Source organism: Bacillus sp. TH25, from assembly GCF_016650935.1.
Taxonomy (GTDB): Bacteria; Bacillota; Bacilli; order Bacillales; family Bacillaceae_G; genus Bacillus_A; species Bacillus_A mycoides.
The window spans coordinates 712,346-737,449 of record NZ_JAEKEU010000039.1 but is presented as its reverse complement, the minus strand read 5'-3'; the positions used below and the strand labels follow the sequence as shown (position 1 = coordinate 737,449).

Sequence of the window (25,104 nt, the reverse complement as noted above, 5' to 3'; positions counted from 1 at the left end):
TGCCCCCCAACACTAGGCGGCAGTCTTTTTTTATAACGTATCATATTTATCAGGATTCGTTCCTACATGTAAATTACGATTTAACGTATTAATTTGATCCATCTCTTCTTCAGTTAATGAGAAATCAAAAATAGTAAGGTTCTCTTTAATACGAGATGGCGTAACAGATTTAGGAATAGTCACAATCCCACTTTGAATATCCCACCTTAATATAACTTGTGCAGGTGACTTTTCATATTTTTTAGAAATAGCCTGAATAATTGGATGCTGGAATACTTCGCCGCCTCTCATTAAAGGACTCCATGCTTCCATTTGAATTTGCTCACCTTGACAGAAATCACGCAATTCAAATTGCGCTAACATCGGATGAAGTTCCACTTGGTTGACCATCGGCTTCACTTTACAATTTGGTAATAACAGTTCTAAATGATGTTTATGAAAATTAGAAACACCAATCGCGCGCACTTTACCTTCTTCATATAGCTTTTCTAAAGCACGGTACGTATCAACATACTTCCCTCTTATCGGCCAATGGATTAAATATAAATCTACATACTCCATTTCTAATTTCTTTAAACTTTTTTCAAACGCCTCGAGCGTCTCCTCGTACCCTTGATCGTCGTTCCAAACTTTTGTTGTAATAAACAAGTCTTCTCGCGGGATTCCAGATTCACGAACCGCTTCTCCGACACCGCTTTCATTTTCATATACAGTTGCTGTATCAATCGAACGGTATCCAACTTCTAACGCTGTTTTTACTGCTTGTTTAACTTCGTCGCCTTCTTTCGCTTTATAAACGCCTAGACCAATCATCGGCATTTTCACACCATTATGAAGTGTAGTTGTTGGAATATGCACAGTCTTTCTCCCTTTCATTGTTACATTTTTATAAACCACAACTTTATTTCAACAAGATTCATCCAAAAAGTCAAAACATACGTACAGTTTACATAATACTTTTATACACATTTAAAAAAATAAAGTGAACTCAGTCATTCACTTTATTTCCTTTCCATTCTTTCGCTTTTTCATCAACATTACGTATAAATTCATTTTTTCCTTCTGTATACAACGTGCCATCATATGTATATTTTTCAGCTAGTTCTTTCTTTAAAGTCGCATACGCTTCTGCTTCTTCACAATGAGCCATCATATAATCACGAAATGCTAAATGCCTTACTATCTCAGGATTTCCTTTTTCAAATACGTGTAAGTGATACGAGCGTTTTTCCTCAGTCCCATGAATAAAATAACGACGTCTTGAAATACCATTTTCCCCTTTTACGATGTAACCAAGCTCTTTAAAACGTTCATTCCAATGATCTACTCTGTCGATACTCTCTACTTCCATAATCATATCTATAATTGGTTTAGCTGCCAGTCCTGGCACTGACGTACTTCCAATATGATGGACTTTCACCATTTCTGGCATCGCCGATTTTAATCTTTCGGCTTCCATTTGGAATTTCTCACTCCAATGATTTTCATACGGAACGACTACAATTTCCCTCATTCTAACTCCCCTTTTCTTACAAACTCGTCAAAAAAATGATCAGCGGCATTTCACTGACCATCTTTTTATTATTTAAAGTCTTTCCAAGTAAGGCTACTTTCACTTAACAGTTCTTCAAATGATTTATTCTTTTCACGTTCTTTTTGTTCCTTACGCTTTCTTTCTTGTTCTGCTGCCTCTTTTTTCTCTTCTCTCACTTGCAACTCTTTTTTCTTATTCTTTAATTGTTGCATTAACGAATCGTTCAATTGATCACCTAGTGTAAGTGATTCTTTCTCTGGTTGATTCATTTGAGAGTGTCTTTGTGTTTGTCTTTGCTTCTTTTTCTTCATACTATTCACCTTTTACTTTTTTCTCCATTATAGAGGATACACGGCGAAATCGACAATAAAAAAGGTTCCCTACTCTATTATTTATCTTTTGTAAATATGTTAATTTTTCGAAAAAACTAAATTTTTATATGGATATAATCCTAGTAATCTATTAAAATTATGTCGTATGATGTCAGATTATAAAAAAAGGAGAAATTAATTATGTGGAAAAAAATTATTCCTGCTGTTGCTGTTTTAAGTACTATTACTTTTTCAAGCGTATTCGCCGCTCCTCCATCTCAGACTCCTGCCGAACAAAACCGATACATAGACGTACAAATGCTTGGTATTAATGATTTACATGGTCAACTAGATACTGTAAAAAAAATTAACAATAAAGAAGCTGGTGGTGCTGATTACTTAGCTACTTATTTAAAAGAACGCAAAAAACAAAACCCTAATACACTTCTCGTACATGCTGGAGATATCGTCGGAGCTAGCCCACCAGTTTCTGCTTTATTACAAGACGAACCAACAATTGAATTTTTAAATGACTTAAAGTTTGATGTTGGTACAATCGGAAACCATGAATTTGATGAGGGTATCGATGAAATGAAACGCCTCATTTACGGTGGATATCATGAAAAAACAGGGAATTTCAAAGGAGCAAACTTCCCTTATGTCGCTGCAAACTTCTATAATAAATCAACTGGCCGCTTATTTTTACCACCATTTACTGTAAAAATGGTAGATGGAGTTCCTGTAGGATTCATCGGAGTTGTTACAACGGATACACCGAATGTCGTTATGCCAACTATGCTAAAGAATGTACAAATTACTGATGAAGTAGAAGCTATTAATAAATCTACTCAGCAATTAAAGCGTCTCGGTGTTAAATCTATCGTAGTCCTTGCACATGTTGGAGGTACAACTGATGACACTGGTGTAACAAACGGTGACCTTACTCGCATTGCAAATGAAACAGATCCCGAAGTTGATGTTATTTTTGGTGGACATAGTCATACGTACGTAAATGGTACTGTAAATAATAAACTTATCGTGCAAGCGAACTCTTACGGGATGGCTTTCTCTGATGTAGATGTAACGATTGATAGAAAAACAAAAGATATTGTGAAGAAAAAAGCTGAAGTTATTACAACGTACCATGAAGGTGTAGAGCCTGATAAACAAGTAAAACAAAAGTTAGATCAATATAAAGAAAAAATCGCACCTCTTGTAAATGAAGTAGTCGGAAAATCTACAGCACCTATCGACCGTAAACAAAACGATGCTGGTGAATCTACACTTGGAAATTTAGTTGCGGATGCCCAGCGCCAAACTATGCAAACACAAATCGCTCTTATGAATCCTGGTGGAATTCGTAATGATCTAGACGCTGGAGATATTACATGGGGCGAATTATACGGCATTCAGCCTTTCGGAAACCAATTAATTAAAGTAGATCTAACAGGTCAAGATATTCGTGATATATTAAATCAACAATGGCAAAAAGGAGCAACGAGAATGCTTCAAATTTCAGGTATTCAATACACTTGGGATGCAAACAAACCAAATAACGAAAAGGTTACGAATATCCGTTTAACAAATGGTGAAGAATTAGTTCCCTCTAAAACGTATAGCGTAGTTGCAAATGCTTTCCTAGCTTCTGGCGGTGATGGATTCGTATCCTTTAAAAATGGAAAAAATACTGAAACTGGTCCAAACGATTTTGAAGCATTAGTCGATTATGTAAAACAAGTGAAAGAACCAATTCAGCCGATTATTGATGGACGTATTCAAAAAAACAATTAAATACTATTCAAACTAGTGCGTGACACTCGAAAGAAGAAGCTCCTTTTATATGCAAGGAGCTTCTTCTTTTAGAGTCATACGTATTGTCATTCTTCTAGTGCAGTAAAGGATACGCACATAGCCCCTTGTTTCTTCGTAGTATATAGAAAACTATAACTGGAAGATTTGTATGTATTTCTATCAAACAATGACGATACATTGTATCGACGAAACGACAAATCAACAAGTGAAAGAAACATTTCGGAGCGCAGCAGCTGATGAACAAAATCATGCCGTTTGGTTCCTATATTACTTTTCGAAACAAAACAAAAAATGAAATAAAAGAAAGGATACACGCTCTTATATGGAACATAGTATCCTTTCTTTTATTTCTCTGGATACGTTTCATGATTAACATCATACCGTTGCAAAAATTCCTGTAGTGCTTCTTCTACAATTTTAGACTTTTGAATCCCTTTTGATTCCGATATAACATCTAGTCTTGCTAATACTTCTATATTAATCGAAAAGGTTCGTTTCTTTTTCTCTGTGCTCTTACTTATAATTTGAACACTTACTTCTTCTCTTTTTCTTAGCAATTCATAAATGCTTTGTAACTGTTCATAAATTAGTAATTGATAGTCTGTTTTTGCATATTGAAGGGCAGTAGCTTCTTGGATTTGCAAATGACGTGGCTCTTCACCATCACCTATAAAGATACGTTTTTTCTGCTCTCCATCATATTCATATCCAATCACCCTTAATTTCTTTGATAATGTATATGGGCTCATTTCAAGCCGTTTCGCTATAATAGCGATTGATTCGCGTCTATTTAAAGAATCAATAATTTCTCCAATCGTCACATTCTCCCTCCTCTCTTAATCGCCTAAACTTGAAATCAAACCAGTATGTTATGATACAATGATTTTCTAGTAGTATATGCAAAAGAAAGAGCCTGTGCGATTCATACCATTTAAGAAAAGGAGGTTTACATATGCTTTTTCGTAGCCATACCCCTCAGTTTTACAACGAAAAGAAGCAACTAATCCCTAACAGTATCGCTACGATAGAAAGCGTTATGATTAATGACCGGAAACAATCTCTCCTTATACGCGGCCAAAACGTGGACCAGCCTATTTTATTATGCTGTCACGGCGGCCCTGGTATGGCACAAATCGGCTTTATTCGCCATTTTCAAAAAGAGTTAGAAAAGCACTTTATCGTTATTAATTGGGATCAGCGAGGGGCAGGTAAATCCTTTTTATGGCGGGACATCCAAACAAATCTTACGATTGATCAATTTTTTTCAGATGCAAAAAAGGTTATTCAATATCTTCTCAAACGCTTTAATAAGCAAAAACTATTTCTCGCTGGTCATTCTTGGGGAAGTATTATCGGACTACAAATCGCTAATCAATGTCCCGAATATATAGAAGCATACATCGGCATCGGTCAAATCGTACATATGAAGCAAAATGAAGAATTACTATATCAACATTTAATTAGCTCTGCCAAAAAACATGACCATAAAAAGGCATTAGCTTCTCTTTTAAAATTAGGGAAACCACCCTTTTTAGATACGAGACGCCTCATTATTCAAAGAAAGTGGCTTGGTACATTTGGAGGAGCAATCCAAAATGGATCTTCCTTTTCTTTCATACGAAAAGGCTTCTTTTCTCCTGAATATACGCTATTAGATTGGTTCAAATTTCTCGCAGGAAATTTAAAATCCGGAGTTTTATGGGAAGAGATGCTGACAATCGATTTCTTTTCATCTATTTCAAGTTTATCTATTCCTGTTTATTTTTGTTCTGGTCGCTATGATTATCAAACTCCTTATGCACTCGTTCAACAATATTGCGATATCATTCAAGCTCCTATTAAAAAGATGATTTGGTTTCCAAACTCGGCACATTCTCCAGATTTAGAAGAGCCTGAGTTATTCGCTAAATCTTTACAATCAATTAAACAAGAACTATCTTTTCAACATTAATAACAAAAGGCGCTTTTACATTTCATAGAAAACATTTTATAATGATATGTCGCAAGTATATGTCACTACAAACACTTGCTTGCCTTAACAGAATAAAAATTAGGGAGATTACATTTATTATGAACGCTGTACTCATCGCAGTAGCAGTCATGCTACTGCTTAGTTTGTTACGTGTCCAAGTCATTGTCGCCATTATCGTTGGAGCTTTAACAGGCGGACTTATCGGCGGACTCGGTATTTCAGAAACAATCAGTACTTTTACAGCCGGTCTTGGGAACAGTGCTCCTATCGCATTAAGCTACGCAATGCTCGGTGGATTTGCTATTTCCCTTTCAAAAACAGGACTTCCTGATGCAATGATCCAATCAGCTTTAAAATGGATCGGCAACGAACAAGACACGAAAAAACAAGTCTATTCTAAAATACTTATATTATTTATCATTTTAACAATGGCTTGTTTCTCACAAAATATTATCCCTGTTCATATCGCCTTCATCCCAATCTTAATTCCAGCACTTTTAAAAGTATTAAATGAGCTGAGGGTGGATCGTAGGCTTGTAACATGTCTTATTACATTTGGGTTAATTACCCCTTACATGTGGGTTCCAGCAGGGTTCGGAAAAATTTATCATGACGTATTGCAAACAAATGCTGCGCAAAGCGGTCTTACATTTGATGTCGCACTTATTCCAAAAGCGATGACTATTCCAGCAATCGGTATGATTATCGGATTATGTGTAGCGGTTTTCATTACATACCGAAAACCACGTACATATGAAACAGAACAAATTCATTCTGCACAGAATGAAATCGTTCCCTATACGAAAAGAAGCATTACTTTGGGTTTATTATCAATACTCGCTACATTAACTGTGCAATTAGCAACAGAATCAATGATTTTTGGTGCTTTAGCAGGTATTATCGTCTTATCAGTTAGCGGTAGCCTCCCTCTTAAAGAAGCCGATGCTATTTTAACGAGTGGAATGCGTATGATGTCCTTTATCGGATTTGTTATGATTTCTGCCGCTGGATTTGGCGCTGTTCTTCGAAAAACTGGCCATGTTGAATCTCTTGTGCAAACGAGTGCACATATAATCGGAAATAATAAACCGCTTGCTGCATTTCTTATGCTCATTATTGGACTTCTCGTTACGATGGGAATTGGCTCTTCCTTTTCAACCATCCCAATCTTAACAACAATTTTCGTACCATTATGCGTCCAGCTCGGATTTAGTCCCATGGCTACAATCGCAATTATCGGTACAGCTGGTGCACTTGGTGATGCAGGTTCTCCAGCATCTGATAGTACACTTGGACCAACGTCCGGTTTAAATGCTGATGGTCAGCACCATCATATATGGGATACATGTGTCCCAACATTTCTACACTATAATATACCGTTACTTATATTCGGCTTTATTGCCGCAATTACACTATAAAAGGTGCGTTTTAAAAACGCACCTTTTACTTTGTTGTTTCTCTCTCAATGCACCTAAATTCTGTTTCCACTTCTTCTTGTCGCACTTGTTTCTTCTTTATTTTTCCTATTAACTGTTGAAAAGCTATTTCCCCATTTTCTTCGATATAACTTCCAATCGTCGTTAATGATGGACTTATCCATTCACCCTCTACACTCCCGTTAAATCCAATGATTTGTAACTTACCTGGTATATGAATATTAAGAGTTTTCGCCGCCCTGATTAGCTCAATAGCGACCTTATCACTTGAAGCTACAACCCCATCTATGTATGGATGCTTTTGTAACAATTCAAGAAACTGTTGATTCGTATACCCTTGTACAATTTCCTCTCGATAAGAAAGTCCTTCTTTCCAAGCAGTATCTAGAAATCCTGCCACATGCTCTTCCATTTCTTCACTCTCTACTCCCTCACCGATATAAGCAAGAAACTGGCAGCCTTTCTCTTTTAATAAAGAAACAGCTTTCTGTCCACTTTCATAATAGCTCATAAGAGATTGTCGTTCTTCAAGCACAGCGAAAGGAAGTGAGATTTCTCCTATACTTCGAAAAACAGATTTCGTCATTATAACGCCTGCAATGTTATTTTGCTCCAACATATCTATGTATCTATTCTTATTTTCTATATTACAAACTATTACTTGATACCCTTCTTTGTATGCTATTTCCTCAACGAAACGGAGCAAAGTGATGTATGATGGATTATGCAAATTATCTACAAGTAATGCAATCACCGTTGAAGGCTGTTTAAATAAAGGCTTTGCTGTAGCATTCGGTCTATAATGTAATTCTTCAATTGCTTTTTTTACTTGTTTCACCGTATCTTCATGGACATATCCTTTTTCGTTAATGACTCTTGAAACGGTTGCGACTGAAACACCGGCCAATTTTGCAACATCACGTATAGTTGCCACATCGTCACCCCTTAATATGGTAATAGATTACAATTTCAAACTAAACCAAAATATAACATTCGTCAAGGTTATTGTTTTATATTTCTGAAAATTGTTACACAATTTCCACTCTACTCAGAAAATATACTCCAGCTGAATTTCATGTGAAATCGCGATATTACCATAACCAATAAATGGAATTTCTTTCTTTATTTTTCGTGCTTCCTTTACCGCATCAATATACAAGTTCGTCATCATGAAGTTACGTTTTTGATAAAAACGAAGTGCGTTCATATTATCATTCGTCGTAATAAGCCACACTTTTTTACATTCGTTCTCTTTTGCCACTCGCAATACACAATCCACCAGTTTTGTACCAATCCCCTTCCCTTCCTCAAAACTATTTAACGATACAATTTCACACATGTTTTCTATCACCTTATATGTTACAATTCCCACTATTCTGTTATTTCTAAGTGCAATAAAACCAGGTAATTCTTCTAATTGATGTACTCTGCCTCGCGAGACCATCATTGAGCTTCCCCAGTTTTCACACATAAAATCCTGAATTACTTCTTTCATTTCTGGTGTGATTTTTTGTATATGAACCATACACGATTTCTCCCCTTTTCACATCATTGTGATACAATGTTAGTGTATCACATGTAGAGGTATTTGGAGGATGAGGTAAAGTATGAAACGTTTTTTTACAGCATTGTTTACTATACTAGGTGCACTAACTGCGATTGGGATTTTCTTTACAAATAAAGTTATGTACTTGAAGAAAAAAACAGAGGAAGAAGTTTTAGAACGCGAAACGAAAAAGCATTTTCATTTGGACGATTTTAAGGCTATTCAAAAAGAAGAGGTTCACATCCCTTCTCAATTCGGATACGAACTTCACGGATATTACATGCCAGCTGGTCATTCCAATAAATTTATGATTTTTTGCCACGGTGTGACTGTAAATAAAATGAATTCCGTTAAATATGCAAACTTATTTTTAAATAGAGGATATAACGTATTTATTTATGATCATCGCCGTCATGGTAAAACCGGTGGTAAAACAACAAGTTATGGCTATTATGAAAAACATGATTTAAAGTCAGTAGTTGACTGGCTAAAGGATCGTTTCGGAACGAATATTACACTCGGAATTCATGGTGAATCTATGGGCGCTGCAACTCTTCTTCAATATGCAGGATTTGTAGAAGATGGTGCTGATTTTTATATTGCTGATTGTCCTTTCTCTGATTTTTATGGACAGTTACAACATCGTTTGAAAGTTGAGTTTCATTTGCCAAAATGGCCTTTATTACCTTTAGCAAATGCCTTTTTAAAAGTTCGTGATGGCTATACAATTCGTGAAGTTTCACCAATTGATTGTATAAAAAATATTAACAATCCGGTTCTCTTTATTCATAGTAAAGATGATGACTATATTTTATCTGATATGACGAAATCACTTTATGAAGCGAAAGAAAATAATAAACAGCTTTATATTGCAGAACATGGTGCACACGCTTGCTCTTATAATGAAAATAAAGAAGAGTACGAAGATGCCATCGATCAATTTTTAAACACATATGTAAAAGAAACAAAAAACAGGCTTGCATAAGCCTGTTTTTTTACTGCGCTAAAACGTCTGTAACTTGTTCCATATTTTCAGAAATCCACTTTACTGCCTCGTCTAGCGTTGGGAATTCCGTCGTTTGAAAAGTTACCTCATCTTGAAGTAACCAAACATCTTTCGGTTCTTGTCCTACACCTGCGATTGACCAATGAAGTAAACTATATGGATGATTATCATTCAAAAATGATGCCCATGTGCGCTCATTTGCAATATTTTGTAGTGTGTGTAATTTTTTATCCATCTTTCGTCACCTTACTCTAGTCAGTTATAAAAACTATTATAACACTCTCTTCTCTCTCAAACAAAGTGCTCTTTTTATATTGTCAAGTACTCTCCCTAATTATATGATGAGAGTAAGCGTTTGGAAAGGAGGGATAACGTTGGCAAAAGTACAAATTAAAGTGAATGATAATGGCTCTTTTCGCGTTACAGGGGACGTGGAATTAGTTGACTCACAAGGGAATGTATTCCCAGCAAAACCAGCATTTTCTTTATGTCGTTGTGGTTTATCAAAAAACATGCCTTATTGCGATGCTTCGCATAAAGGCAAATTCGAGTCTGTTGTTAGAGCACCAGAGGCAGAATAAATATTTAAAGAACATGCACATTTATTTGTGTATGTTTTTTCTTTTGATCAAAGCCTATACAGCCCTTCCCCTTTCCACATTTCTATTACTTTCGTCCCCATTCAAATCGGCATATATTTTCAAACAATTCTTCACATTCGAACATTTTTTACTATGCTTTTTTCTTTTTTGTGCTATAATGTGAGCAAACAACATCCTTCGGGGTCGGGTGAAATTCCCAACCGGCGGTGATGAAGCGATAGCTTCTAAGTCCGTGACCCGTTTTCAACGCGAAAACGGTGGATCTAGTGAAACTCTAGGGCCGACAGTATAGTCTGGATGGGAGAAGGATATGTTTTCTAGTAATTTTATATAGCGAATACACTTTTATTTCAGTATGCATATTTTTAAAGTTTCATTTTGAATCTTTATATATGTTTTATTTTGTATAGTTATGTTTCTATACTGAAATAAAAAGATACGACTAGCGTTGAAAGAATTTGATATTTTGCTAGGTTTTTTCCTTATGCCAAAATATCAGTCATCGTTAGGTTTCTTTCCTATACTTTCGTATTCGAACTATATTTCTAGAAATCACGTCTCCCAAACCCCAAGGATATAAAATCCTTGGGGTTTTTTGATTTTTTCAGGAGAGGTGAAAAGAATGACAGATCAAGAATATATGAGGATTGCCTTGCAGTTAGCACAAGGAACATCGGGACAAACAAGCCCAAACCCTATGGTTGGTGCCGTTGTTGTTAAAGATGGAAAAATTGTTGGAATGGGTGCCCACATGCGTGCTGGTGAAGAACATGCTGAAGTTCATGCTCTTCACATGGCTGGTGAAAGAGCAAAAGGTGCTACTGTTTATGTAACACTTGAACCGTGTAGCCATTTTGGAAAAACACCGCCTTGCTGTGAATTACTCATTGAAAAGGAAGTTCAGCGTGTTGTAATTGCCACCCTTGATTGCAATCCACTCGTTTCTGGCAATGGAAAAAGGAGATTAGAAGAAGCTGCAATCGAGGTAACTACTGGTGTTCTTGAAGCAGAAGCAACTTTATTAAATCGATACTTTTTTCACTATATGAAAACGAAACGTCCCTTTGTAACAATAAAAACAGCAATGAGCTTAGATGGAAAAACAGCAACTGTAGCGGGGGAAAGTAAGTGGATTACAAGTGAAGAAGCACGCGCTGACGTTCACCAATATCGTCATATACATGATGCTATTCTAGTCGGTGTGAATACAGTTCTAACTGATAATCCACACTTAACAACACGAATTCCAAACGGAGGTAAACATCCTATACGCGTTATTTTAGATACCCACTTACGAACGCCGCCATCTTCTCATGTCATAACAGATGGCTTAACTCCGACATGGATTATTGTCGGTAAGGATGTAAACAAAGAGAAAATAGCGTCTTATGAATCTAACAATATAGCTGTATTCCAAATGAAAACACAGCAAATTGAAATACAAGATGTCCTATCCCTACTCGGAGAGAAACAAATTCTTTCTCTGTTCGTTGAAGGTGGTCAAACAGTACATGCAAACTTCTTAAAAACAAATAGTTTTAATGAAATTGTGACCTATATAAGCCCAAAATTAATTGGTGGAAAAGATGCACCCACTTTATTTGGCGGAGCTGGTTTTTCGAAGTTACAAGATGCACTTTCCTTAACAATTCAAGAGATGAAACAAATCGGTAATGACATAAAAATTGTTGCAACCTTAAAAAGCGAGGTGACGGAATGTTTACAGGAATTGTAGAAGAGTTAGGAACGATATCAAGCATGACTCAAAGTGGTGAAGCAATGAAGCTAACTATTAGCGCAAATCAAATTTTATCGGATGTTAAGCTAGGTGATAGTATCGCGGTTAACGGCATCTGCTTAACAGTAACTACTTTTACGACTACTTCATTCACTGTTGATGCAATGCCTGAAACAATGAATGCAACATCACTTCGTATGCTAAAGCCAAGTGCCAAAGTGAATTTAGAACGGGCAATGGCTGCGAACGGACGATTCGGTGGACATTTCGTCACCGGACATATCGATGGCATCGGTACGATTTTAACTAAAAAACAACATTACAATGCCATCTATTACAAAATAGCAATTTCTGATGAATTACTACGCTATTGTTTGCATAAAGGATCCGTTGCTATTGATGGCACTAGTTTAACAATATTTGATATAGACGAATCTTCAATTACAATTTCACTCATCCCCCACACAGTAAGCGAGTCTATAATCGGAGAAAAAAAAGCCGGGGACATCGTAAACATTGAGTGTGACATGATTGGAAAATATATTGAACGCTTTATTTCAAAGCCCGCAAAAGGAACAGATTCAATGACCGAAAGCTTTTTACAAGAAAACGGATTTCTATAAGGGGGAAGCACAATGTTTCATCGTATTGAAGAAGCTCTAGAAGATTTAAAACAAGGAAAAGTCGTTATCGTATGTGATGATAAAAACCGAGAAAATGAAGGCGATTTTATTGCTTTAGCAGAGTACATTACACCAGAAACGATTAATTTTATGATTACACACGGTCGTGGTCTCGTTTGCGTACCGATTACGGAAGGGTACGCAGAACGTCTACAGTTAGAACCAATGGTTTCTCATAATACGGATTCGCATCATACTGCTTTTACAGTAAGCATCGATCACGTTTCTACAACAACAGGCATTAGTGCTCATGAGCGTGCTACAACAATACAGGAATTATTAAATCCCGCATCTAAAGGAACTGATTTTAACCGCCCTGGACATATCTTTCCATTAATTGCGAAAGAAGGTGGCGTCCTTCGCCGCGCAGGTCATACAGAAGCTGCTGTTGATTTAGCAAAACTTTGCGGAGCTGAGCCAGCCGGCGTCATTTGCGAGATTATAAATGAAGATGGGACGATGGCACGTGTACCTGATTTAATACAGTGTGCAAAACAATTTGATATAAAAATGATTACAATTGAAGATTTAATTGCTTATCGCCGCCATCACGAAACACTTGTGACGAGAGAAGTGGAAATTACATTACCTACAGATTTCGGTACTTTTCATGCAATTGGCTATTCTAACTCATTAGATATGAAAGAACATATCGCGCTCGTAAAAGGTGATGTTTCAACAGGCGAACCTGTACTTGTACGCGTTCATTCAGAATGCTTGACAGGAGATGTATTTGGTTCGTGCCGCTGTGATTGCGGACCACAACTACATGCTGCACTTGCTCAAATTGAGCGTGAAGGAAAAGGTGTTCTTCTCTATATGAGACAAGAAGGACGCGGCATTGGCCTTCTTAATAAGCTTCGCGCTTATAAGTTACAAGAAGAAGGGTTAGATACTGTAGAAGCAAATGAAAAACTTGGGTTCCCAGCTGATCTTCGTGATTACGGTATTGGCGCTCAAATTTTAAAAGATTTAGGCTTACAAAGTTTACGATTATTAACGAATAATCCACGAAAAATTGCTGGCTTACAAGGTTACGATTTAGAAGTAACCGAGCGTGTACCGTTGCAAATGCCAACAAAAGAAGAAAATAAAACGTATTTACAAACGAAAGTAAGCAAATTAGGACATTTACTAAACTTATAATTAAGGGAGAGATACATTATGGTATTCGAAGGTCATTTAGTTGGTACAGGATTAAAAGTTGGGGTTGTTGTTGGACGTTTTAATGAGTTTATTACAAGTAAGTTACTTGGCGGAGCTTTAGATGGATTAAAGCGTCACGGTGTAGAAGAGAATGATATTGATGTTGCATGGGTTCCTGGTGCATTTGAAATTCCTTTAATCGCTAAAAAGATGGCAAATAGCGGAAAATATGATGCTGTTATTACATTAGGTACAGTAATTCGCGGTGCTACAACGCATTACGATTACGTTTGTAATGAAGTAGCAAAAGGTGTTGCGTCTTTATCACTACAAACGGACATTCCAGTTATTTTCGGTGTATTAACAACAGAAACAATTGAACAAGCGATTGAACGTGCAGGTACAAAAGCTGGTAACAAAGGATATGAATCAGCAGTTGCTGCGATCGAAATGGCTCATTTATCAAAACAATGGGCTTAAAAAAAGAGGTTAACATTATCAAGACTTAATTTATAAATAACGTTATAAAATCACTCCTCTAACATGTTATATATGTCTAATATGTTAGAGGAGTTTTTAATTAAATTAATCAAATAAAATTGATTTAATTTTATTTGATTAAACAAGAATAACCCCGTTCTAAATTTAGTACGGGGTTATAAATAAAGTTATTTAATTTTTGATCTAAGATACTTCACTACACTAAAAAATAGCAGCCAATTTTAGCTAGGCAGCGGCCCAGCTAAATTCATCTATTTCTTCTTGAACGTTTATACATATTCATAGTAACCAACCAGCTAATGACGATGATCCCGGCAAAAAGAAGTAGCATATTACTGTACAAATGAGTGGATGGATCAGCATTTATAAGTAGCAATTTTCGATTTAACAAACGTATCGATAATAATCCACCTACAATTGCAATACCCATTCCTTCTGATAGAAAGCTTGTAAAATTAAGCAAACTCATTCCAGCACCAGCTTCCTTTTGTTCCAAACTACTTGAAACAATGGTGGAGATAACAGTTTTCGTAAAAGAAAGCCCCCCAAAAACAAAAATTAATATAATTGTCATGAGCCATGGTGTTGTTTCTATAAAAAGGGCAGCTACTAAAAAGCTGATAGAAAGAAATGCAACTCCAGTTGTTAACACAAATAAAGAGCCTTTCTTATCAACAAGAACTCCACCAATATAACCGAAAACAATAACACTCATTGCACCAGGGAAAATAATCCCACTTCCAATTGCAGCAGTACTTAATTGATACACATCTTTCATCATATAAGGGACCATAGAAAGAAATCCTGCTACAGTTCCGAATATAAGTCCTCCACAAATGATTCCAATCATAAATGGGACATTTCTTCCTAGCGCAGGATCAACAAAAGGATTAGATACTTTCCTAATATGTTTAACAAATATCAGGAAACATATAATGCTAACGATTAGAAAGGAAATTCTATAGGATGTCGTAAACATCATAAAAAATACAATACCTACGGACATGAATATTATTCCTACAGTATCAAAAGAGCCTTTTATTAGGTCTTCCTGTTTCATTAATTTTGCAAGGAATGGAACAGTGATAATCGTCACAAGTGGTAAAAGCAGTAAATAAGACCAATGGATATATTCAGCAATCACTCCACCAATAAATGGCCCTACACCTTCTCCCATTGCTACAATTGACCCAATAAGTCCAAATGCTTTACCCCTATCTTCTTTTGGAATATAACGCGCCACAACAACCATCACAAGTGCTGGAAATGCAGCTGCACCCGCCCCCTGAATAAACCGAGCCAAGATAATTACAGGAAAGAACGAATGTCCAACAAATCCGATCACTGATCCGATGCAGTTCACTATAATCCCAAATAGGAGTAGCTTTTTGATGCCTAGCTGATCCGATAGCTTTCCATATATAGCTGTTCCTATGGAAAAAGTTAATATGAACGCTGTGTTTACCCAGTTTACACTTGCTGGTTCCTTATTAAAATCGCTAGCAATATCAGGTAATGAAACATTCAAAACCATTTCATTTAAAACGCTGAAAAAAGAAAGAACACAAAGCCATAATAAAACTTGATTATGGCGTAAATTTGACTGTGAATGAGATGTATTCACATTTAACCCTCCAATAAATAATGAGGGTAGACGTAGTTTATAGGGTCATTGATACGCTTTCCCTCTTCAAATGTACCCAATTATATTTATTGCACTTCATAAATAACTCCTCCTAAAATATGATTCGTATATTTTATCACATATAGCTTATGATACGAAACTATCTCATAATAGGGCATAATTATGGAATAGAATAACTCGCATTTTTTCAAACAACTTTTTTATTTTTTAAACGACTTTTTTTGTTACTTTACGAATAATACTAAAGAAAGACCGTGAATATTTTGAGCATTTGCTCTAGTATATTGACGGTCTTTCTTTATTTTTTTCCGGAAGTTTTAAGTGTGTATGATAAAATTACATTTTAATATTTCCTTTTTTTATTTTTCCACCTTTTTTCGTACATCTTCTATTAATTCATCCATCGTTTTTCCTTCTGTTTTTATACGAAGAGTTTGTGCTGTTCTCCACACATTTTCTCTCTTTTTCGCTTCTTCTATAATAGAAATTTCCTTCCTTACTTCTTTTAAATCTTTTCCTTCTGTTTCAAGTCCAAAATGTTCAGCTTTCGTTCGAAAATGCTGTTCAATTCTTTGTTGCATTTCTTTTTGTTCAGGATTTTCAGCCGCCTTAACTGGATCAGCACTTATCGCTTTTATTAAAATCAGACAGGTCATAATCGTTAATATGTATTTGTACATGTAAAATCCTCCAACCCGATATAAATTACATTTTTACTATGTACAATTAGGGCTTGGAAAATTCGTCCACAAAATTATTTTTCTCGTCCAAAAGTGACTACTATCAAGCGTTAATGGACTTTTATTACATTTTATTTACAAAAAAAGCAAACCCTTTAAAGAGTTTGCTTTTCATCTATCTTATAGCGCACATTCTTCAATCTCAAATCCTAAATCTTCAATCATACCCCAGTCCGCAGTCGGCTCTTGTCCAGCTGTTGTTAAATAGTCCCCGACAAAGATAGAGTTTGCTGCAAATAAACCAAGTGGCTGTACAGAACGTAAATTAAGTTCTCGACCACCTGAAATACGAATTTCTTTTGTTGGATTTACAAAACGCATCATCGCCAGCACTTTTAAACATTCTACAGGTGTTAATTCTTTTTGTCCTTCAAGCGGAGTACCCTTTACAGCAACAAGGAAATTACATGGAATAGAATCCGCATCTAAACGTTGTAATTCAAATGCAATTTCAGCGCGCTGTTCAATCGTTTCTCCCATTCCGAAAATTGCTCCAGAGCATGGAGAAATACCGGCTTGCTTCGCTTTTTGGACTGTATCAACACGATCGTCATACGTATGCGTTGAACAAATGCTATCATAATTGTTGGCATGCGTATTTAAATTGTGATTATAACGATGCACACCAGCTTCTGCTAACTGACCTGCTTGATCTTCATTTAAAAATCCTAAACAACAGCAAATTTTTAAATCTGTCGTTTCACGAATTTCCTTAACTGCTCCAATAACGTGATTTACTTCTTTATTCGTCGGACGACGACCAGATGCAACAATACAATATGTACCTGCTTTACGACGAATTGCTTCGTGCGCTCCTTCAACAATTTTCTCTTGTGTTAACCATGCATACTTATCAATCGGTGCTTCTGAAATAATAGACTGTGAACAATACCCGCAATCTTCAGGACATAATCCAGATTTCGTATTTATAATCATGTTCAACTTTACTTTTTTACCAAAATGATGATGGCGAATGATGTAAGCTGCATTCATAATTTCTAAAACCTCTGTATCATCAGCTTCTAATATTGCAATTGCATCTTCTTTCGTAATCATTTTCTCTTCTACTACGTCGTATGCAAGTTTTTTCCAATCCCTTTTTGTTTGTACTTGTTTCATTTCATCTCTTCCCCTCTTTTGTTATATACGTAAATAAAGCATGATATGTTGCCATTATCCCTTCTTTTCCCGTGAAGTCTCTTTCGTATATACGAAGCATCGTACGAAAGAGTGAAGGGCTTTGACTGTAAGACTCTTCATTACTATTGGTTGCCCCTACTTTTCGAATAGAATGTAGAAACTCCCTAACTTCTGTAAAGCTTTCTATGTAACACGTTTCAGAAACATGTACATTTCCTAATGGATTTTTGCATATATTCACTAACTGTTCTTTCGAAACAAATCGTTGTCCTATTGAAGTACAATTGTGTATCCCCTTTTCTTTCTTAGCACGCTGAAAAGACGTATGCAATTCTTGAAAAGTCGTATTACCAAACGTGGAAAATAATAATATTCCTTCTTCAGACAAATAGTTAAATAAATTTTTCACTGTCTCTTTTAAATCATTAAGCCATTGAAATGTAGCATTTGAAATGATGACATCATATGGATTTTCTAATTTTAATTGTTCAATATCTTCACATCGAAACATCACATTTCCCAAACTTTTTCTAGTTTTCGCGACTGCAATCATCTCATCAGCAAAATCCACAGCTGTAATATAAGCTTTCGGAAATAAATTTGATAATTGCTCTGTTACATATCCTGTCCCGCATCCAAGTTCTAAAATACGTATCGATGATGTTTCACTATATCGTTCCTTCAATGTAGAAAGTAACGAATGCGCCATCTTTTTTTGTACATTTGCATATTGATCGTAGGATACAGCCGCCCCGTTAAACCGTTTTTGCAGTAACGTTTTGTTGATCATGTCGTATCCCCTCTACAAATTGAATAATTTCATTTGCGCAATATTCGAAATTCGTTACACATAATGCATGCCCAGCACCGCTTACTACTTTTAGATTGGCATTCGTATTATTCGCCATACTATGAGCTGCAGACAATGGACATATTACATCCCGCTCTCCATGAAGGAGTAACAGCGGGGCTTTCATATCTATTACTTCATTTCTCATATCTGTTTCTATTAAATAATCTAAGCCTAATTGTAAAGACTGAATCGAGTCTCCTTTAAACTTCTGCGCAATCTCTTCAAAACTCGTATTCTCCATCAATTCACTTTTTGTAAACATATTTTCATAGAAACGCTTCAAAGTATCTTCTTTTTTTCTCGTTAAATTCTTTTTCATACGTTCTACATGCAAGGAATTCCATCCACTTGTATAGTCACTTGTATTGGTAAATTTAGCGGTACCACCAATTAGTACCATACCTTGGGCCTTAATCTTTTTATAAGCTTGTACTGCCGCTAACGCTCCTAGTGACCATCCAACTAAAATTACATTTTCATCCTGCGCTACATCTATTATTCGCCCCGCAAATTCACTTTGTTCTTTCACGTTACGCCAATCTATACATTGAACAGAATATCCTTTAAAATACGGCAGAACCAAAGTCCAAACACCTTCTTCCATTCCCCATCCTGGAATAAAAATAAGCTTTAGCTCTTTCATACTAAAAACCCCTCTTCTTTACCAATGCGTATAATATGCTGAATAGCCCATTTTAAATCGGCTATTGTATGTTGTGACGTAACTGCAAAACGGACTCGAGAACTACCAACTGGAACAGTCGGCGGACGAATTGTAATGGCTGCGATACCTACCTCTTGTAACCTTTCACTAAACCGTAAAGTATTTTCATTTGACCCAACTACAATCGGTACAATGTGAGTTGAGCTATTCCCAATATCAAAACCAGCTTCTTGTAAATGCGTCCTGAAATATGTACCATTCTCTATAAGTCGCTCTCTTCTTTCGTTATCTTCTTTCACAATTTCAATTGCTTTTCGGATCGCCCCTAATGTTCCTGGTGGTAAAGCTGTAGTAAAAATCAAGCTTCTCATCATATTTTGTAAATACTCTATATAAATGGAATCACCCGTTAAATACGCACCATAACACCCTAAAGCCTTACTAAACGTCCCCATATGTATATCAATTTTTTGAGCAATATCTTTTTCTACATGAGATAATCCGGCTCCACCGATTCCATATATTCCACTTGCATGTGCTTCATCAACTATAATGATTGCCCCGTATTTCTCTTTCAGCTGAACTAAGCCTCTCAAATATGCAATATCTCCATCCATACTAAAAATCGTATCTGTTACGATTAATTTTCTCTTTTCTGGTGACGCTATTTGCAACATCTTTTCTAAATGATCCAAATCATTATGACGATATCTTTTATGCTCTGCTCCGCTTAATATAATTCCATCAACAATACTTGCGTGATTTAATTTACCACTAAAAACCATATCGTGACGACAGGCTAAAGCAGATATAGCACCTACATTTGCTGTATACCCGCTATTTACGATTAATGCTTTTTCAGTACCTTTCCAATCACATATACTTCTCTCAACCTCTTCATACAGTGGATAATTTCCTACAACGAGACGAGAGGCAGTCGCTCCAGTTCCATATTTTTTTGTGCAGACAATAGCAGCTTCTTTCAACCTTTCATCTCCAGCTAACCCTAAATAATTATTTGATGCTAAATTTAGCATCCTTTTCTCATTTCGAATAAGCCATGTCTCTTCCGCTTTCTCTGTTACATGTAAATTACGATACTGCCCTTGCTCTTTTAATTGTTCTATTTTAGAGTGAAGGTGTGTGTGCCACTTTTGATTCATTTTGGGTGGACTCCTCTAATTTTGAGATCATAATATGTTCTTTTGCCGATTCCAATAATTCTTCCCTTGTAAACTCACCTTCAAGGAATGGTAATAAACCTAAAACAGGTACTCCACTTAACTCCTCAATCATTTCTTTGTTTTCTTGCACTCTTTCTTTTTCACATTCTTTACAACCAGACAAAATTACACCTGCTACTGTTAAACCGTGTGCCTTTGCATAAGAAATTGTTAAGACAGTATGATTAACTGTCCCTAGTGTCGGACGCGCTACTACAATAAGAGGGAGCTGTAATTCTTTTGCAAAATCAATCACTAAAGCGTCTTCTGTATATGGGACGGCAAGCCCACCAGCTCCTTCTACCAATAGGCTATTAAACTCTTTTAGTAGTTCATTATAGTGAGCAGTAATTTCTTTTAACATTACCGTCCTTCCAGCTCTTTTCATAGCAAGTCTCGGAGCAAGTGGTTCTTCAATGGAATAAGGACAAATTTTATCTTCTTTTGTCGGTACACCCGATAATGCTTTTAATCTTGCTGCATCACCCTCAGGATTTGATGCAACATGTCCACTTTGCAACGGTTTATATACACCAACATTATGTCCACGCTCTCGAAATATACCTGCCAATGCTCCTGTCACTACCGTTTTGCCAACTTCTGTATCCGTTGCTGTTATAAAGAAACCACTCATTACTCTGCCTCCGTAAGATCCGAGATTGCTTTATATAAAATGCGTAACATCTCATCAATCTCAGCCACCGTAGATGCAAGAGGAGGCATAAATACAATCGTATTACCGAGTGGTCGCAAAATCATGCCCAGCTCTCTTGAACGTTTACATACTTGAACGCCGACTCTTTCTGTCCATTCAAACGATTCTTTCATTTCCTTATTCTTCACAAGTTCAATACCAACCATTAGCCCACACTGACGAATATCTCCTACGTGCTTATATTCATTAAGAGCTTCTAATTGTGCCGCTACATATTCTGCTTTATGCGCAACATCTTCTATTAAATTAGTTTTTTCATATAGTTCTAAATTTGCAATTGCTACGGCACACCCTAACGGATTCCCTGTATAACTATGACCATGGAAAAACGTTTTTTGTTCTTCATAGCCTCCTAAAAAGGCATTATAAATTTCATCTGTCGTTACCGTAATTGCCACCGGTAAATAACCACCTGTTAAACCTTTTCCGGCTGTTAAAATGTCTGGCGTTACATCCTCGTGTTCACATGCAAACATTTTCCCGGTACGCCCAAATCCAGTCGCTACCTCATCTGTAATAAATAATACATTGTATTTTGTACATAAATCGCGAAGCCCTTTTAAGTATCCTTTTGGCATTGTAATCATCCCACCAGCACCTTGCATTAATGGCTCCACAATAATAGCTGCTACTTCTTCATGTTTTTCTTGTAGCATTTCTTCCATTTCTTCTAAATGTTTCTTTACAATTTGTTCCTTATTATCTCCATAAGGAGAACGATATGTATATGGATACGGCATTTTAATTGCCTCAAATAATAGTGAACTATACACTTGGTGAAACAAGTCTATTGCTCCTACTGAAACAGCACCTATCGTATCACCGTGATATGCTTCTTTTAATGTAACAAATCTTTGTTTTTTCGGTTTTCCTTTATGCTGCCAATATTGAAAGGCCATCTTAATTGCAATTTCAACGGCGCTAGAACCAGAGTCTGAATAGAATACTTTCTTCAAACCTTCTGGTACAACTTCAATTATTTTTTCTGCTAATAAAATAGATGGAACGTTAGCAAGTCCTAGCATAGTAGAATGAGCAATTTTATTTAATTGCTCGCGAATTGCCTCATCAAGTTCTGGTACTTGATGCCCATGAACATTTAACCAAATAGATGAAACACCGTCCCAATATTCATTTCCATTTACATCGTATAGCTTTCTTCCCTCTCCACGTTCAATAATGACAGGATCTTCTTCTAAATAATCTTTCATTTGTGTAAATGGGTGCCATACGTAATCTTTATTCTTCTTCGATAATTCTTCATATGTATAAAACGATTTTTCACTCGTGTTACTATTAACAGCCACAATTGTCACCCCTAATGTTAACTTATTTATAAATATAGTTAACATTAAAAACAAATGACTGTCAATTATTTTTAAATCAAATAGTTCTCAAAAAAGAACAACCTATCATACGATAAGTTGTTCTACTTTCCATGTTGTATCTTTCCAATTTCTAAAATAATCTCTTCATCTTTTTTTCCTTCTGTATCAATTCCAAGTTGCTTAGCATGCTCAATTAACAAATCATGGCGCTGCTCAAATCTAGCGGTATCTACTTCTTTTGTAACCTCTTCTTTTGTTTTCCCCTCAGTAGAAACTCCTAGTTTAGTAGCTGCTTTTTCCATCGATTTCTTCTCTTCAGTTTCTTTCACTTTCTTCACTTCTGACTGCTGTATTTGCTTTTGTTTCGACTGCTCTGATTCAGCTGCAAAAGCTGTGTAAATTCCAGCACTTCCGCCAACGACTAGTAAGGTGGTAAAAAGAATTATTTTTTTCTTCACTCTTTCCTCCCCTTTCAAATTCATTATAACGCACATTTTTACAGTATGAAAAACATTTCTCCTTTATTTCCCTAAAAAAATATCGAATGTTTTTATTGACATGTATGATGAATATATGATAAAAATTTAACTAACATCATATGAATCGGCGTTGATAGGATTTAGTAGTATTTCGTTTTCTGATTTCAGAGAGCTGGTGGTCGGTGCGAACCAGTACAGAGCGATTTATGAATTACCCCCTGGAGCTTCTTTTACGAAACGTGAGGAGTAGTAAAAGACGGTTTAGACCGTTATGTCTAAAGAGTGGTGAAATGAAACTGTTTCACAATTTAGGGTGGTACCGCGAATTTTTCGTCCCTGCATATATTGCAGGGGCGTTTTTATTTTATGAGCGCATATCATATGACCCTTTATTTTGTGATACATTCCTTTCACAAGCTAGGGTGGTACCGCGATTTCTTCGTCCCTGCATAATTATATGCAGGGGCGTTTTTTTATCCAATCATTTCCGTATCATATTGAGATGTTGACAATTACCGGTAATTTGTCACAAAATTCTAAATTTTAGAAGGAAATATACAATATTGGCGAATTTTATATAAAAAAGAGCTATTTTAGATTACTTAGGAGGGAAAAACAATGGTTTCAAAAATTGAATCTGTTCTTTTAACATTATTTATCTTTTTCTGTATTGGCTTTAGTGTTATCCAATTAGAAGTTTCACCACACATCCCAATTTTATTTGGTATCGTTCTTTTATTAGCATTTGGATTTATGAAAAAAATCTCTTGGTCTACTATGGAAAAAGGGATGATCAGTAGTATTTCAGCTGGTATTCCATCTATTTTTATTTTCTTACTTGTAGGCGTATTAATTAGTGTTTGGATCGCTGCTGGAACAATTCCAACTTTAATGGTATACGGCTTCCAGATTGTATCTCCTAAAATTTTCGTTCCAACTGTTTTTGTAGTTTGTGCAATTGTTGGAACAAGTATCGGTAGTGCCTTTACAACTGCCGCAACTGTAGGACTTGCCTTTATGGGTATGGGTAGTGCTCTCGGATACGATCCAGCTCTAATCGCTGGTGCAATTATTTCTGGCGCATTCTTTGGAGATAAAATGTCTCCTTTATCTGATACAACAAACTTAGCTCCTGCTGTAACGGGTGTAGATTTATTTGAGCATATTCGCAACATGCTTTGGACAACAGTTCCTGCTTTCATTATTGCTTTTATCGCATTTTTCATTTTAGGAAGCGGTATTAGTGGAGACGTTGACTTCACAAACTTTATTAGCACGTTAGAAAAAAACACAACGATTTCTATCGTTACACTTATTCCAATTTTATTACTGTTCCTATTCGCATTTAAAAAGGTTCCAGCAGTTCCAACATTGCTTGCAGGAATTGTGGTAGGAATTATTATTCTCTTTATTTTTAAACCTAGCACTTCTTTAGCTGATTTAATGAAAATTATGCAAGACGGCTACGTTTCTAAAACTGGTATTAAAGACATTGATAGCTTACTATCTCGCGGTGGTCTACAAAGTATGATGATGTCGATTGCTCTTATTTTCCTAGCTCTTTGTATGGGAGGATTATTACAAGGAATGGGTATTATAGCGCAGCTGATGAATATTATCTCTAGCTTCGTAAAAAATAGCACACGCTTAATTATTTCTACTGCTTCAACTGCAATTGGTGTAAACTTCTTACTTGGTGAGCAGTACTTATCCATCGTTTTAACAGGACAAGCATTCGCTAATAAATACGATGAAGTCGGTTTAGAACGTCGTAATTTATCACGCGTATTAGAAGATGCAGGTACAGTCATTAACCCGCTCGTACCATGGGGTGTAAGTGGCGTATTCTTAACAAACGTCCTTGGCGTTCCAACATTCGATTACCTTCCATACGCAATCTTCTGTTTAGCTTGCCCAGTCTTAACGATTATCGTCGGCTTTACTGGATTTGGCCTTTCATGGAAGAAAGAAAAAGCAGTACCAGTTTCATAATATAATAAAAAGGATTACCTTAATCGGTAATCCTTTTT

The 25,104-nt window shown here is 36.1% G+C and carries 28 protein-coding genes, 1 riboswitch and 1 other annotated feature; of the genes, 11 read left to right on the top strand and 17 right to left on the bottom strand.

What is annotated here, in order from left to right:
- Positions 1–30 precede the first annotated feature (30 nt).
- The 3 genes from JFT89_RS27755 to JFT89_RS27745 form a co-directional block, all read right to left on the bottom strand.
- Complete coding sequence (locus JFT89_RS27755; RefSeq protein WP_201040926.1) at positions 31–858, bottom strand: aldo/keto reductase; 828 nt, start codon at positions 856–858, stop codon at positions 31–33.
- Between the two features lie 130 nt (positions 859–988).
- A complete protein-coding gene (locus JFT89_RS27750; protein ID WP_002143048.1) occupies positions 989–1,513 on the bottom strand; it encodes a GrpB family protein in 525 nt (174 codons plus the stop codon).
- A gap of 68 nt (positions 1,514–1,581) precedes the next feature.
- Positions 1,582–1,845 (bottom strand): YqkE family protein, encoded by a 264-nt coding sequence (locus JFT89_RS27745; protein ID WP_002014945.1) that lies wholly within the window; start codon positions 1,843–1,845, stop codon positions 1,582–1,584.
- Between the two features lie 201 nt (positions 1,846–2,046).
- Between JFT89_RS27745 and JFT89_RS27740 the strand changes: the two genes are divergently transcribed.
- A complete protein-coding gene (locus JFT89_RS27740; RefSeq protein WP_016096155.1) occupies positions 2,047–3,636 on the top strand; it encodes a bifunctional metallophosphatase/5'-nucleotidase in 1,590 nt (529 codons plus the stop codon).
- Between the two features lie 169 nt (positions 3,637–3,805).
- The gene (locus tag JFT89_RS27735; RefSeq protein WP_002033873.1) at positions 3,806–3,952 is read left to right on the top strand and encodes a hypothetical protein; all 147 of its coding nucleotides are present in this window, start codon (positions 3,806–3,808) and stop codon (positions 3,950–3,952) included.
- Positions 3,953–4,001: 49 nt separating this feature from the next.
- Here the strand turns inward: JFT89_RS27735 and JFT89_RS27730 are convergent, their stop codons facing one another.
- Positions 4,002–4,478: a ribbon-helix-helix domain-containing protein gene (locus tag JFT89_RS27730; protein WP_002014948.1), complete on the bottom strand. Its 477-nt coding sequence runs from the start codon at positions 4,476–4,478 to the stop codon at positions 4,002–4,004.
- Positions 4,479–4,609: 131 nt separating this feature from the next.
- On the opposite strand from JFT89_RS27730, the gene JFT89_RS27725 reads away from it, so the two are divergent.
- Positions 4,610–5,608: an alpha/beta fold hydrolase gene (locus tag JFT89_RS27725; protein WP_002143051.1), complete on the top strand. Its 999-nt coding sequence runs from the start codon at positions 4,610–4,612 to the stop codon at positions 5,606–5,608.
- 119 nt (positions 5,609–5,727) lie between these two features.
- Entirely contained in the window at positions 5,728–7,047 is a 1,320-nt protein-coding gene (locus JFT89_RS27720; protein ID WP_002014950.1) for a Na+/H+ antiporter family protein, read from the top strand.
- 25 nt (positions 7,048–7,072) lie between these two features.
- On the opposite strand, the gene JFT89_RS27715 is transcribed toward JFT89_RS27720, so the two are convergent.
- Both JFT89_RS27715 and JFT89_RS27710 read right to left on the bottom strand, forming a co-directional pair.
- A complete protein-coding gene (locus JFT89_RS27715) occupies positions 7,073–7,999 on the bottom strand; it encodes a LacI family DNA-binding transcriptional regulator (protein ID WP_002014951.1) in 927 nt (308 codons plus the stop codon).
- Between the two features lie 114 nt (positions 8,000–8,113).
- Positions 8,114–8,590: a GNAT family N-acetyltransferase gene (locus JFT89_RS27710; protein WP_002192591.1), complete on the bottom strand. Its 477-nt coding sequence runs from the start codon at positions 8,588–8,590 to the stop codon at positions 8,114–8,116.
- Between the two features lie 82 nt (positions 8,591–8,672).
- Between JFT89_RS27710 and JFT89_RS27705 the strand changes: the two genes are divergently transcribed.
- A complete protein-coding gene (locus tag JFT89_RS27705; protein ID WP_002033868.1) occupies positions 8,673–9,596 on the top strand; it encodes an alpha/beta hydrolase in 924 nt (307 codons plus the stop codon).
- Positions 9,597–9,606: 10 nt separating this feature from the next.
- Here the strand turns inward: JFT89_RS27705 and JFT89_RS27700 are convergent, their stop codons facing one another.
- Entirely contained in the window at positions 9,607–9,852 is a 246-nt protein-coding gene (locus JFT89_RS27700; RefSeq protein WP_002014992.1) for a DUF2552 family protein, read from the bottom strand.
- A gap of 139 nt (positions 9,853–9,991) precedes the next feature.
- On the opposite strand from JFT89_RS27700, the gene JFT89_RS27695 reads away from it, so the two are divergent.
- From JFT89_RS27695 to ribH, 5 genes are all read left to right on the top strand, one after another.
- On the top strand, positions 9,992–10,198 hold the full coding sequence (locus JFT89_RS27695) for a CDGSH iron-sulfur domain-containing protein (protein ID WP_001151582.1): 207 nt from the start codon (positions 9,992–9,994) through the stop codon (positions 10,196–10,198).
- 190 nt (positions 10,199–10,388) lie between these two features.
- A riboswitch (FMN riboswitch) is annotated at positions 10,389–10,532 on the top strand.
- Positions 10,533–10,841: 309 nt separating this feature from the next.
- Complete coding sequence (ribD, locus tag JFT89_RS27690; protein ID WP_016096154.1) at positions 10,842–11,954, top strand: bifunctional diaminohydroxyphosphoribosylaminopyrimidine deaminase/5-amino-6-(5-phosphoribosylamino)uracil reductase RibD; 1,113 nt, start codon at positions 10,842–10,844, stop codon at positions 11,952–11,954.
- Complete coding sequence (gene ribE, locus JFT89_RS27685; protein ID WP_016096153.1) at positions 11,936–12,580, top strand: riboflavin synthase; 645 nt, start codon at positions 11,936–11,938, stop codon at positions 12,578–12,580. The genes ribD and ribE overlap by 19 nt, the downstream gene beginning before the upstream one ends.
- A gap of 12 nt (positions 12,581–12,592) precedes the next feature.
- Entirely contained in the window at positions 12,593–13,786 is a 1,194-nt protein-coding gene (ribBA, locus tag JFT89_RS27680) for a bifunctional 3,4-dihydroxy-2-butanone 4-phosphate synthase/GTP cyclohydrolase II (protein ID WP_016096152.1), read from the top strand.
- An 18-nt stretch (positions 13,787–13,804) separates the two neighbouring features.
- Positions 13,805–14,266: a 6,7-dimethyl-8-ribityllumazine synthase gene (gene ribH, locus JFT89_RS27675; protein WP_000230892.1), complete on the top strand. Its 462-nt coding sequence runs from the start codon at positions 13,805–13,807 to the stop codon at positions 14,264–14,266.
- A gap of 268 nt (positions 14,267–14,534) precedes the next feature.
- Here the strand turns inward: ribH and tet are convergent, their stop codons facing one another.
- The 10 genes from tet to JFT89_RS27625 all read right to left on the bottom strand — a co-directional run bounded on the left by tet (position 14,535) and on the right by JFT89_RS27625 (position 23,053).
- The gene (gene tet / locus JFT89_RS27670) at positions 14,535–15,911 is read right to left on the bottom strand and encodes a Tet(L)/Tet(K)/Tet(45) family tetracycline efflux MFS transporter (RefSeq protein ID WP_016096151.1); all 1,377 of its coding nucleotides are present in this window, start codon (positions 15,909–15,911) and stop codon (positions 14,535–14,537) included.
- Positions 15,912–15,948: 37 nt separating this feature from the next.
- Complete coding sequence (locus JFT89_RS30850) at positions 15,949–16,011, bottom strand: tetracycline resistance efflux system leader peptide (RefSeq protein WP_106081929.1); 63 nt, start codon at positions 16,009–16,011, stop codon at positions 15,949–15,951.
- 280 nt (positions 16,012–16,291) lie between these two features.
- Positions 16,292–16,612, bottom strand: a complete 321-nt coding sequence (locus JFT89_RS27660; protein WP_016096150.1) for a hypothetical protein — start codon at positions 16,610–16,612, stop codon at positions 16,292–16,294.
- 180 nt (positions 16,613–16,792) lie between these two features.
- A complete protein-coding gene (gene bioB, locus JFT89_RS27655) occupies positions 16,793–17,791 on the bottom strand; it encodes a biotin synthase (protein WP_002014986.1) in 999 nt (332 codons plus the stop codon).
- A 1-nt stretch (position 17,792) separates the two neighbouring features.
- Positions 17,793–18,602: a malonyl-ACP O-methyltransferase BioC gene (gene bioC / locus JFT89_RS27650; protein WP_016096149.1), complete on the bottom strand. Its 810-nt coding sequence runs from the start codon at positions 18,600–18,602 to the stop codon at positions 17,793–17,795.
- Positions 18,568–19,308, bottom strand: a complete 741-nt coding sequence (locus JFT89_RS27645; protein ID WP_016096148.1) for an alpha/beta fold hydrolase — start codon at positions 19,306–19,308, stop codon at positions 18,568–18,570. The genes bioC and JFT89_RS27645 overlap by 35 nt, the downstream gene beginning before the upstream one ends.
- Positions 19,305–20,492, bottom strand: a complete 1,188-nt coding sequence (gene bioF / locus JFT89_RS27640) for an 8-amino-7-oxononanoate synthase (RefSeq protein WP_201040924.1) — start codon at positions 20,490–20,492, stop codon at positions 19,305–19,307. Before bioF ends, JFT89_RS27645 begins: the two co-directional genes overlap by 4 nt.
- Positions 20,458–21,186, bottom strand: coding sequence for a dethiobiotin synthase (bioD, locus tag JFT89_RS27635; RefSeq protein ID WP_016096146.1), 729 nt, complete (start codon positions 21,184–21,186; stop codon positions 20,458–20,460). Before bioD ends, bioF begins: the two co-directional genes overlap by 35 nt.
- A complete protein-coding gene (bioA, locus tag JFT89_RS27630) occupies positions 21,186–22,619 on the bottom strand; it encodes an adenosylmethionine--8-amino-7-oxononanoate transaminase (protein ID WP_016096145.1) in 1,434 nt (477 codons plus the stop codon). The genes bioD and bioA overlap by 1 nt, the downstream gene beginning before the upstream one ends.
- 77 nt (positions 22,620–22,696) lie before the next feature.
- A complete protein-coding gene (locus JFT89_RS27625) occupies positions 22,697–23,053 on the bottom strand; it encodes a hypothetical protein (protein WP_002128995.1) in 357 nt (118 codons plus the stop codon).
- A gap of 142 nt (positions 23,054–23,195) precedes the next feature.
- Positions 23,196–23,415 (top strand) — a binding site (T-box leader).
- Between the two features lie 277 nt (positions 23,416–23,692).
- Here JFT89_RS27625 and nhaC point away from each other — a divergent pair.
- Positions 23,693–25,066: a Na+/H+ antiporter NhaC gene (gene nhaC, locus JFT89_RS27620; protein ID WP_002067004.1), complete on the top strand. Its 1,374-nt coding sequence runs from the start codon at positions 23,693–23,695 to the stop codon at positions 25,064–25,066.
- Positions 25,067–25,104: the final 38 nt, after the last annotated feature.